This window comes from Burkholderia sp. F1, assembly GCF_050813845.1.
In the GTDB taxonomy this organism is placed as follows: domain Bacteria; phylum Pseudomonadota; class Gammaproteobacteria; order Burkholderiales; family Burkholderiaceae; genus Burkholderia; species Burkholderia ubonensis.
Map to the genome: position 1 here is coordinate 138,097 of NZ_CP172423.1, position 11,356 is coordinate 149,452.

General features: G+C 65.9%; 4 protein-coding genes. All 4 read right to left on the minus strand.

All coding sequences use genetic code 11. From position 1 onward, the window contains the following. Genes ACFIMZ_RS35250 through ACFIMZ_RS35265 form a run of 4 tightly spaced genes read right to left on the minus strand, consistent with a single transcriptional unit; the run spans position 1 to position 11,269 of the window. Positions 1–531: a YbaK/EbsC family protein gene (locus ACFIMZ_RS35250; RefSeq protein ID WP_431825884.1), complete on the minus strand. Its 531-nt coding sequence runs from the start codon at positions 529–531 to the stop codon at positions 1–3. Between the two features lie 48 nt (positions 532–579). Beyond that, the gene (locus ACFIMZ_RS35255) at positions 580–1,059 is read right to left on the minus strand and encodes a hypothetical protein (RefSeq protein ID WP_431825885.1); all 480 of its coding nucleotides are present in this window, start codon (positions 1,057–1,059) and stop codon (positions 580–582) included. 53 nt (positions 1,060–1,112) lie between these two features. Then, entirely contained in the window at positions 1,113–1,769 is a 657-nt protein-coding gene (locus ACFIMZ_RS35260) for a glycosyltransferase family 25 protein (protein WP_431825886.1), read from the minus strand. Then, a complete protein-coding gene (locus ACFIMZ_RS35265) occupies positions 1,766–11,269 on the minus strand; it encodes an amino acid adenylation domain-containing protein (RefSeq protein ID WP_431825887.1) in 9,504 nt (3,167 codons plus the stop codon). The genes ACFIMZ_RS35260 and ACFIMZ_RS35265 overlap by 4 nt, the downstream gene beginning before the upstream one ends. Positions 11,270–11,356: the final 87 nt, after the last annotated feature.

The following is an 11,356-nucleotide window of genomic DNA, read 5'->3' on the forward strand; positions in this document are numbered from 1 at the left end:
CTATTCGGAGATACTGCCGATTTGATGTCGTATGGCATTCAGATAGAGGCCGGTGTCGACGCCGATCGATACGTCGAGCCGTCCCGCGCTGAATACGATTTCCGGGGTGGGCAGCAGCTCGCGATCGACCACCACCTGAAGACGGTCGTCGAAAGAGATTGGCGGCACGGCGCCCATCATGCAGCGGGTCAATTGGGACGCCACCTGGCTCGGCGCCAGCTTGGCCTTGACCCCTCTGAGGCAGCCGGCCACCTTTTTCAAGGCCACTCTCCTGTGTCCGGATACGACCGCCAACGCATAGGAAAGCTCGCCGTTGTCATGCTTGACCTCCACCACCATGCATTTCGCGGCCTGTTCGACGCTGTGTCCGCGCAGCAGGCTGGCGGCAACGGTTTGCCCTTCCGGAGGATGCACCATGACCCGGTGATTGATTTTTTTGGCGATCAGAAAATCAACGATTCGCCTGAAGGAAAATCCCGGATCTTCTCCAGGCACCCAGGGAACGATTTCTGTTTCGTTGGCTTGAGACATGATTTCTCTCCGCGATCACGCATGCTGCAGATGTCGAGCCGGGGTTGCTCAGTTGATCAGGTGGCTGAGCTCGATGTTCTTGGCCGCCGATCTCAACCTGAACGAGGTTTCGTGCTTTCCCAGGCACGCGATGCTTTCCACGATCTCCAGCGGCGAATCGGAAAACAGGATGCAGCACTTCAGCAGGCGCTGCGCATGGTCCCAGCCGAGATTCAATGCGTCGACCACGCCGCGCAACGATGCCTCGATCGACGCGACTGTCCAGCTTTCGTTCGGTGCCAGCCGCGATTCGGTCAGTCGAAGAAATTGCAGCAGGGTGCGAGGATTGCTTTCTAGGCTGCACAAAAGAATGTAATCGATCCGCAATTTCTTCGTGATCAACGGGAAAATCAGATCAATCACGCCGGCGGGCGATTCGCATTTTCCATAAGCCAGCGAAATTGCTTCGCTGAGCTTGCGATCGCGGTGGAGCGAATCCAGCACGGACTGTACGAACTCGGCTTCGAGGTCAACGGTGGTGATTTGCATGATCTTCAATGGCCTGTCGAGATATGGATCGCAGCGGGCGCGGGCCGCGGGCGTTACCAGCCGTCCGGAATGGGAAAGGAATAGGTCAGCGGCTTTTCCGGCATGACTTCTTCCATGATGTCGGAGTAACCGGACTCCTGTCCGACCAGATTGGGTTCGAAGCAGTAGCAATTGAATGTCTGCTGCAGAACGAGGTTGTTGCGGTCGATGATCGCCGGCGGGTTTTCGTTGATCGCAATGAATGCATCGTAAAGCGAGTCCCTGACGACGTACGCGTGCGCGGTGAGCGTCTCCACGGTCTTGACGATGTTGGGCGCGACGGGAATGGGCTGGGTGAAGTGATAGGCGCCCAGGAAAAGCATGTGCCAGTCCTCCGGCACTTGCGCGATGAAGTCGGGAAAGCGCGCGGTGAAGTCGGCGTCGAAGAAGGCGTCGTCTTCGAAGATCAGCACTTCGCTCGCGCCGGCGGCCTTGGCCTGCTTCACGGCGGCGAGATGACTCATGGTGCAGCCGTAGTCCTGCGGGCGCATGTGGCTCAAGGACTCCGGCACGGTCACCTGCTTCGCATCGACGGCGGACAGGCGTTCCACCGTGAGGATGTTCTGCTCGGCGAATTTTCTCTGCATGGCTTCCCAGCGATCGGGACGCCGGTCCAGATTGATGCAGACCTTGCGAGCGAAAGTGTTGTCGATTGTCGGCGTTGATTTCATGCGCGTTTTTTCTCCAGGAACTGATTGACATGGGTAGCGAGGACGCCGGCGTGCGGATCGAGCAGCATGGTCAGGTGGTCGCCGGGTACGTCCATCGCGTCGACGGGGAGCGTCGAGAAGCGGGACCATCCCCAGGTCGGGTCCAGGCGGAGCTGCGCGATCTCGGGCGCCGGATCGTAGTCGCCGGGATCTCGCTCGGTGCTGCGGAACAACGCGATCGGCACGGGAAGCGGGGAGGCTTGCGGCGCGTAGCGCGATTTGAAGTTGGCCTGATAGACACGCAGATAGGCGCGCAGGCGGTCGGATCCGGCATCCGCGAACCAACTGCCTCGGTCGCCGATCCGGTCGAGGATCAGGCCGGCCTGGCCGTCGGGGTCGAGATCGACGAGGTCTTCCCGCGTCACCTGAAGGTCGGTCCCGAGGAAGGTGCCGATTTCGTGGGCGATCGCGACCAGCCACTCGGTGTCGTCCCAGTCTTGCCAGTAGGTGTCGGCCGAGCTGTCGACGGGCGCGGAGGCGTCGAAGATCGCCAGCAGTTTCACGACGGCGCCCTTGGCGACGAGCTGCCGGCTCATTTCGAGCGCCACCTTCGCGCCGAAGGAATGGCCCGCCAGGTAGTAGGGGCCCGCGCCCACCAGCGGCCAGATGCGCTCGATATGACGGGCCGCGATGTCTTCCACGCGGGTGAGCGGCAGGCACGAGCCGTCGAGGCCGAGCGCTTCCAGCCCGTGAACCGCGTGGGTCTCGGTCAGGTGGTTCGCGAGCGGGTGGAAGTAGACCACGTTGCCGCCGGCTCCCGGAAGGAGGAAGAGCGGCGCGGCGGGACCGCCGTCCCGGATCGGCACGAGCCCGCCGGCGGGGGCGGACGGCGCTTTGCCGGCCAGTGCCGCCGCGAGTTTTTCGATCGTCGGATTCTCGAAGAGACAGGATATCGGCAGCCGGCGGTCGAACGCCTTTTCGACATTGGCCATCAGCTGGATGGCGATGATCGAGTGTCCGCCGAGGTCGAAATAATTGTCGCTGAGCTTGATGTCGTCCCTTTTGAAGATCCGCTGCCAGATCTCCAGCAACGTGCTTTCGTCCGCCGTAGGCGCGACGGTGCGTGCCGTCGTGGCCGGTCCGGCGGTGGGTTCGGCGGCAGGGCTGGCCGCGCTGCTCGTCGCGCGCTGCCGGCCGCCGGCGCTGGCGGCTGGCGCCGGCGCATCGGCGAGATGACCCGTAAGCTGGGTCGGGTCTTCGGCGAATCGTTCCAGCAGCCCGCGGATGGTGTCCAGCATGTGCCGCACCACGTCGGGGGCGAAGCGGTGCGCATCGTGCGAGATACGGAAGGCGAGGCGCGTATCCGGGTGCACGGTCAGGGTCAGCGGGTAATTCGATTCGGCGAAGGCGCGGGTGTCGACGATGTCGATGCCGTCCGGCCCGAGATCGGGCGCGGCCGCAACCGGGAAGTTCTCGAACACCAGCAGGCTGTCGAACAGGCTGTCGCGGGCGGGCAGTTCGCTCCATGACTGGATATCGACCAGCGAACTGTAGGAATGCGGCTCCATTGCCGTCTGGGCTGTGTGGACCGCCGCCAGCCATTCGGTGAAGGGGCGCTCCGGCGCGATGCGCACGCGAAACGGCAGCGTATTGATGAACAGCCCCACGATCGATTCGACGCCGTCGAGCAGCGGCGGGCGACCGGACACGGTGACGCCGAAGACGACGTCGTCCGTTCTGGCGTAGCGCCGCAGCACCAAAGCCCAGACCGCGCGTATCAGCACGTTGAGGGTGAGGCGATGGGTTCGCATGAGCGCTTGCAGCCGCGCGGTCAGCGCCTCGTCCAGCAGGAAACGCTGCTCCCTGCGCTTGTCCTGCCGCGCGTCGCCGCCGGCGCTTTGCCGGACCGGATCGGCCACGATCGGCGTGGCGGCGCGGAACCCCGCCAGCTCGGCGCGCCACCAGGCTTCGTCCGCCGCACGAGGATGGCGCGCGAGCCAGTCGATGTACTTGCGGTATCCCGGCGCCGACGACGCGACCGCGGGCACGCCGGTGCGGGCGAGCGACAGGTAATCGTCGAACACTTCCTTCATCAGGATGGCGGTGCTCCAGCCGTCGAGGATGATGTGGTGCGCGCTCCAGCAGAAGCGATGGCGCTCCTCCGCTTCCTGAATCAGCGTGCAGCGGAACAGCGGCGCCTGTTGAAGATCGAAGCCGAGCCGCCGGTCGTCGGCGAGGAAGGTATCGAAGTCCTGCGCGCGGCGGGACGCATCGCGGGATCGCCAGTCGAGGAACGTCCACGGCAGGTCGACCGTGTGCAGGACGGTCTGGACGGGATGATCGCGATTGGCCCAGGCAAACGCGGTGCGCAGGACGGCATGGCGCTTGAGCGCATTGGCCCACGCTTGCTGGAGCGCCGGTACCTGGAGCGGGCCGCTGACGACGAAGCTGAACTGCTGGAAATAGGCGGCTGGATCCAGGTCGTACAGCGAGTGGAACAGAATGCCCTGCTGCAAGGAAGAGAGCGCATAGCTGTCTTCGACGTTATCCCAGCCGGTGTCGGGGACCGACGCCGCGAAGTCGAGCAACCGGTCCTTGAAGTGCGCGGCCAGGTTCTCGACCGTCTGCCGCCGGTGGATGCGCTCGCTGTAGCTCCAGTCCACGTGAAGCCTGCCGTTGGAAACGGCGGCGACGATCTCGAACAAGTGCGTGCGCAGGGACCGCCCGGAGCGCAGCGAGCCGAGGTCTTCGGCAGCCGGGCTCCAGCCGTCGGATCGCTGCAACGCGGTATCGAGCTGTCCGTGATAGTTGAAGAGGATATCGGCGTTCGGCAGGCCGGCGAAACCGTCACGCACGGCGTCGTCGGGACTCAGGTAGCGCAGCAGCGAATAACCGAGGCCGTCGGCCGGAATGCGGCGCAGCTGTTGCCGCGCGGCGCGCAGCGCTTCCTCCGGCGCTTGCACGGCGTCGACCTCGAGCACGACCGGGTAAATGGAGGTGAACCAGCCCACTGTCCTCGTGAGGTCGAGCGGCGCATCCGACACGTGGCGGCCGTGGCTTTCGAGATCGATCCGGGTGCGGTCGTTGCCCGTGACCATGCTGCATGCTTGCGCGAGCGCGACGAGCAGCACGTCGTTGATGCGGGTGTCGTAGGCCCGCGGCAGCCGGCGCAGCAAGGCCGTGGTGTCGGCTTCATCCAGCTCGAATGAAACGGATGCCGTGTCGCCGACAGCGTTGGCCGCGCCCGCGGCCGGATAATCGACCGGCATGGGCTCGGTGTTCTGCGAGAGGAGTGCTTGCCAGAGCCGGGCTTCGTCGCCGATGGCCGGCGACCGGGCCAGTTGCTGCAGATGAAGGGCCCATTCGCGGAACGAAGTCGTCTTCGCGGACAACGGCTGGCCGTGGTATGCGGCATGCAGGTCCTCGACGAGCACGCGCCATGAGACGCCGTCCACCGCAAGGTGATGAATCGACACGAACAGGCGGGCGAACGGCTCGTCGGCCAAGCAGAAGAGACGGGCCGCCAGCAACGGGCCATGCGTAATGTCGATGCCGCGTTCCGCTTCCGCGGCGGCGGCGCGCATGGCCGCCATGCGGTCGCCGGCGTCGCCGGCTAGCGCTTGCTTCGCGAAGAGCGCCGGCGTATCGCCGACGGCGACGACTTCCTGAGTCCAGCGGCCCGCGCTGTGCGAGAAACGCAGGCGCAACGCATCGTGATGTTCGTAGACTTGCCGGATCGCGTCGGCGAGCCTCGACTCGTCGATGTCCGCCGGCACCTGGATCAGGACCGTTTGATTGTAGTGCGAACGCGCGTCGACATCCTGATCGAAGAACCAGTGCTGGACCGGCGTGAGCGGCGCCTCTCCCACCGGGCTGACGGTCGGTGCGTGCGCTGCCCGTTCTTCGGGCGCGGCGGCGAGCTGGGCGATCGTCTGATACTGGAACAGCTGTTTCGCCGTAATGCGAAGTCCCGCCTGATTGGCGCGCGAGATCACCTGGATGCTCAGGATGGAGTCGCCGCCAAGCTCGAAGAAATTGTCGTGGATGCCGATGGACGACAGTTGCAGCACGTCTTTCCAGATCGACGACAGCAGGATTTCCCGGGGCGTGACGGCAGGCGCGTCCGGCCGGGCCTCGTCGACGGGGTCCGCCGGGACGGGCAGCGCCTTGCGGTTGATCTTGCCGTTGGGCAGCAGCGGCAGGGATTGAAGCGCGACGAACCGCGACGGCACCATGTAGTCCGGGAGCTGGCCGCTCAGATAGCCGCGAAGATCGGCGATGTCCGGTGAGGCGGTCGCGACATAGGCGATCAGGAACGTCCGCGCTCCGTCGGTTTTCGCGATCACGACGCTGTCGGCGACCGACGGATGCTCGCGCAGCGTTGCCTCGATTTCGCCGAGTTCGATGCGCAGGCCGCGCAGCTTGACCTGATGGTCGATGCGGCCGAGGAACTCGATGTTGCCGTCGGGACGGTAGCGCGCGAGATCGCCGGTGCGATAGAGGCGTGCATGCGGGTCGGCGGAGAACGGATCGGCGATGAACTTTGCTGCGCTCAGTTCGGGTTCGCCGTGGTAGCCGCGCCCGACCGGCGTGCCGCCGATCAGCAGTTCGCCCGCTACGCCGACCGGCACGGGCTGCGTGTCTGCATCGACGATATAGAGGCGGGTATTGGCGATGGGCCGGCCGATCGGGACGGTGCGGTGCGGGTCGTCGCGCCGGCATTCCCATGCGGTCACGTCGACGGCGGCCTCGGTGGGGCCGTAGAGGTTGAACAGGCTGGCGTCCAGGCGCTCGAAGCAACGCTGCTGCAGGTCGTACGGCAGGGCCTCGCCGCTGCACACGACGCGGCGCAGCGACGCGCAGTGCGTCTCGAGGTCCGGATGGTCGAGAAAGGCGCGCAGCATGGAGGGCACGAAGTGGACGGTGGTGATCCGTTCGCGTGCGATGAGATCGACGAGGTAGTCGGTCTCGCGCTGGCCGCCGGGGCGGGCGAACACGAGGCGCGCGCCGGCGACGAGCGGCCAGAAGAATTCCCAGACGGAGACGTCGAAGCTGAACGGGGTTTTCTGCAGGACGGAATCGTCGGCGCCGAGTGCGTAGGCGTGCTGCATCCAGAGGATGCGGTTGGTGATGGCGCGATGGGTGTTGAGCGCGCCCTTGGGCCTGCCGGTGGAGCCGGAGGTGTAGATCATGTAGGCGAGGTTGTCGCCGTTCAGCGCGGGCGTGGGGTTGGACGCGGGCGCGGCGGCGAGGTCGTGCGCGTCGCGATCGACGACGATCAGGCGAGCGTCGGTTTCAGGCAGCGCGGCAAGCAGATGCTGCTGGGTGAGTAGCCAGCGCAACTGTGCGTTGTCGATCATGAAGCGCACGCGCTCGGCGGGGTAGTCTGGATCGACGGGGACGTAGGCGCCGCCGGCCTTGAGGACGGCGAGCAGGGCGACGCTCATGTCGAGCGAGCGCTCCATGGCCACGCCGACGAGGGAATCGGGGGCGACGCCGAGGTCGACGAGGCGGTGGGCGAGGCGGTTGGCGCGGAGGTTGAGTTCGGCGTAGGTGAGCGAGGCGTCGTCATAAACGGCGGCGACGGCGTCGGGCGTGCGCTCGGCCTGCTGTTCGAACAGCCGGTGCAGCGGTTGCTTGGCGGCGGCGCCGAAATCCGTCTCGGTCCGGTTCCACTCGACGGTCAGCGTGTCCCGCTCCGCATCGCTCAACAACGAAAGCTCGCCGAGCGGCCGGTTCGAATCGGCGATCACGGCATCGAGGAGATGGCGGAAGCGTTCCGCCATGCGATCGATCGTGACGGCGTCGAACAGGTCCAGGTTGTATTCCAGCGCGCCCGCGAGGCCGTGGTCGGAATCCTGCACATGGAGCGTGAGGTCGAACTTGGCAGTGTGGGTCTCCACCGACACCGGCGTGGCCGTGAGACCCGGAAAGTTCACGGCGTGGAGCGGCGCCTTCTCGTACGCGAACACGACCTGGAACACGGGCGTGCGGCTCAGATTGCGTTCGAGCTTGAGCGAATCCACCACCTGCTCGAACGGGATCTCCTGGCGGCTGTAGCCGTCCAGCGCGACGCGCTTCACGCGCGACAGCAGCTCGCCGAAGGTCGGATTGCCCGACAGGTCCACGCGCAGCGCCAGCATGTTGGCGAAGAAGCCGATCAGCGGCTCGGTCATGCTGGAACGCCGGTTGGCGATCGGGGAGCCGATGACGATGTCCTGCTGGTTGCTGTACCGCGAAAGGAGCAGCGCATACGCGGCGAGCACGACCATGAACGTGCTCGTGCCGGACGCGTGCGCGATCGCGCGCAGGCCGTCGGCGAGTTCGCCGTTCAACTGAAACGGCAGGACCGCGCCGCGGAAACGCTGGATGGCCGGCCGGGGGCGGTCGGTGGGAAGCTCGATCTGGTCCGGCGCGTCCGCCAGCGCCGCGCTGAGCAGCGCCAGCTCCCGATGCGTGTCGGCGGACGCCAGGCGCTCGTGCTGCCAGACGGCGTAATCCGCGTACTGGACGGCCAGTTCCGGCAGGGACTGGCCTGCGTAGAGCGCGGCCAGCTCGCCGATGAGGGTTCCTGACGACCACGCATCCGAAATGATGTGATGCATCACGACGCCGAACACATGCAGGCGCTCATGCACGCGATACAGCACGACACGATAGAGCGGCCCGACGGCGAGATCGAATGGGCGGTCGGCTTCGTCGGCGAGCAGCGCGAGCGTGTCGGACTCGTCGGCGACATCGACGACGGCAAGCGCGACCGGCGCGGGCGGGGCGATGCGTTGGACGCCGCGGCCGTCGATGGCGGGAAACGTGGTGCGCAGGATCTCGTGACGCCGGCTGATTTCGGACACGGCGGCCCGCAGGCGCTGAACGTCCAGGTCGCCGTCGAAACGCAGCGCGCTCGAAATGTTGTAGGCCGCCGACGGGCCTTCCAGTTGCGCGAGGAACCACAGGCGCTGCTGCGGAAAGGACAGCGGAAGGTCGTTCGCGCGCGATCTGCGCGGGATGTTGCCGGCCATCGAGCCGGACAGCGGCGACGACGCTTCGATCAGGTCGGAAACCGCGCTGATGGTCTGGAGTTCGAAGATCGCGTCGATGCCGATCTCGACGGAGAAACTGCTCCAGATCCGCGAGACCAGCTGCATGGCCTGCAGCGAATCCCCGCCGTAGTCGAAGAAGCGGCCGGCGAGATCGATGGCCGGATTGTCGAGCACTTCGCGCCAGATGCGTACCAGCTCGAGCTGGATCGGCGTCGCGTCGAGACTGGCGGTGTCGGGCGTGGCGGCGGGCTCCATGGCCAGGAGCGCCGGGCGATCCAGCTTGCCGTTGGCGTTGAGCGGGAATTCGGCGATCGGGAAAATGTCGGACGGGACCATGTAGTCGGGCAGCTTCCCGGCCAGAAAGGCCCTGAGGTCCGGCACGCTCAGGCGCGCGGAACCCTTGACGTAGGCCGCCAGCTTGCGCACCCCCTGGGCGGTTTCGCGCAGCATGACCGCCGCGCCGACGACATCCTCGTGCGCGGTGAGCGCGGCCTCGATCTCGCCGAGTTCGACGCGGTGCCCACGGATCTTGACCTGGTCGTCGACGCGTCCGTAGCACTGGATCTGTCCGTCGGGCAGCCATCGGCCGATGTCGCCGGTGCGATAGATGCGCTGCTCGCCGGGGAAGGGATCCTGGACAAATTTCGCGGCGGTGACGTCGGGCCGCTTGTGATAGCCGCGCGCGAGGCCGTGGCCGGCGATGCAGATTTCCCCCGGAACGCCGATGGGGACCGGCCGCAGGGCGTCGTCGAGAATGTACACGCGGGTGTTGGCGATGGGCCGGCCGATCAGCACCGACGACGGCTCGTCCTCGACGCGCTTGACGATGCAGCCGACCGTCGCCTCGGTGGGGCCGTACTCGTTATAGATTTCGATCGCGGGATCGATTTTCCGCAGCGTCGCGATGTGCTGGGGCGTCAGCTCCTCGCCGCCGACGATCACCTTGCGCACGCCGGAGCGCCCCAGATTCATGTATTCGAGCAGGTGAATGTGGGTGGGCGTGAGCTTGAGGGTGTCGACGCCGCTGCCGGGCTGGAACATCCTGGTCAGGATGGTGTCGATGCTTTCCGACTGCGGATAGATGCGCAGCGATTTTCCGCGCACCAGCGGGCAGAACACGTTGGTCAGCGTGAAGTCGAAGCACAGCGAGCTATACAGGCCGAAACTGCCGGCCGAGCTTTCCGGAAAGTAATACCCGGCGGCCCAGGAGATGTAGTGGGCCAGGTTCCGGTGTTCGAGCAGGCAGCCTTTCGGTTTCCCGGTCGAGCCCGACGTGTAGATGACGTAGGCGAGGTGCTCCGGCACGGCGCGGCAAGGCGGATTGTCCGGCAGCGGCGTCCAGCCGGGGAGCTCCTGATCGAGCAGCAGCGTCACGCCGGAGAATTCATACCACTGCGCCAGTTGACTGGATTGGGTCTGCAGCAGCGACAGGCCGGTATCGCCGAGGATGTGATTGATGCGTTCGGCCGGGTACGCGGTGTCCAGCGGAACGAACGCCGCCCCCGCTTTCAATATGCCGAGAATCGCCACGATCATCGATTCGGAGCGGTCGAGCATGATGCCGACCAGGGATTCCGGCCCGACGCCGTAGTGGTCGACCAGCTGATGCGCGAGGCTGTTGGCCCGGGCGTTCAGGTCGGCGTAGGTCATGAGCGAGCTGTCGGTGACCAGGGCCGGCGCATCGGGCGTGCGGGCGACCTGGGCTTCGAACATTTCGACGACCGTCGGGTGGCTGGGTCCGGCCGCCGCGGTTTCGTTGAAGGCGGCCAGCATCCGCCGCTCTTCCGGCTGGATCGATTCGATTTCGCCGACCGTCTTGTCGAGGTGTTCGAATTCCCGCAGGACCGCGCCGAGGCTGCTCGCGAAACCCTCGATGAGGAAAGGTTCGATGGCGCCGGAGTAGCGGATCTCGATTTCGCCGCGCGCCAGGCTCAGGTGCAACTGCATGTCGTCGTCCTGGCTGGCCAGCGCGTGGTGCACCCGATCGTCGACCAGCGAGACCTTCGTGAGCTGCGCGAGATCCATGTCCTTCTCGTTGCGCACGAGCGTGTCCAGCGGGAAATGGTGCTCGGCATAGCTGTCTTCCACGATCCCGGCGACGCGCGACAGATAGTCGTCGATGCGCTCCTCCGGACGTACCTCGATGATCAGCGGAATGGTGGCCGCACGGGCCGGCGGATGCCCGGCAAGCCCCGGCGTGCCGAGCACCGTGACCGGGATCCGGAAGGTTTTCCATAGCAGGAACGCGATGCCCGCGGCCGTGACGGCGAATTCGGCAAGCTCGCCGTCGCTGAAGCGCCGCAACAGGTCGAGCGAGGCGGGCGTGAGCGGCACCGTGCGGGAAAGCAGGCTGCCCGGCTGCGGGCCGGGGGCGTGCGATGCGATGCGGTAGACGCCGGTGACCAACGAAAGGCTCTCGCGCCAGAAGCTCGCGGTTTGCGCATAGCGATGGTCGGTGACCAGGACGTTATTGTCTTGCACAGGAAACTCCTTGAGACGTTTTGTTCACCCGAAACAACCTGAAGCAGGCGGGATGGCGCCCGCCGGTCGAACCCCGGCCGGCCCGCA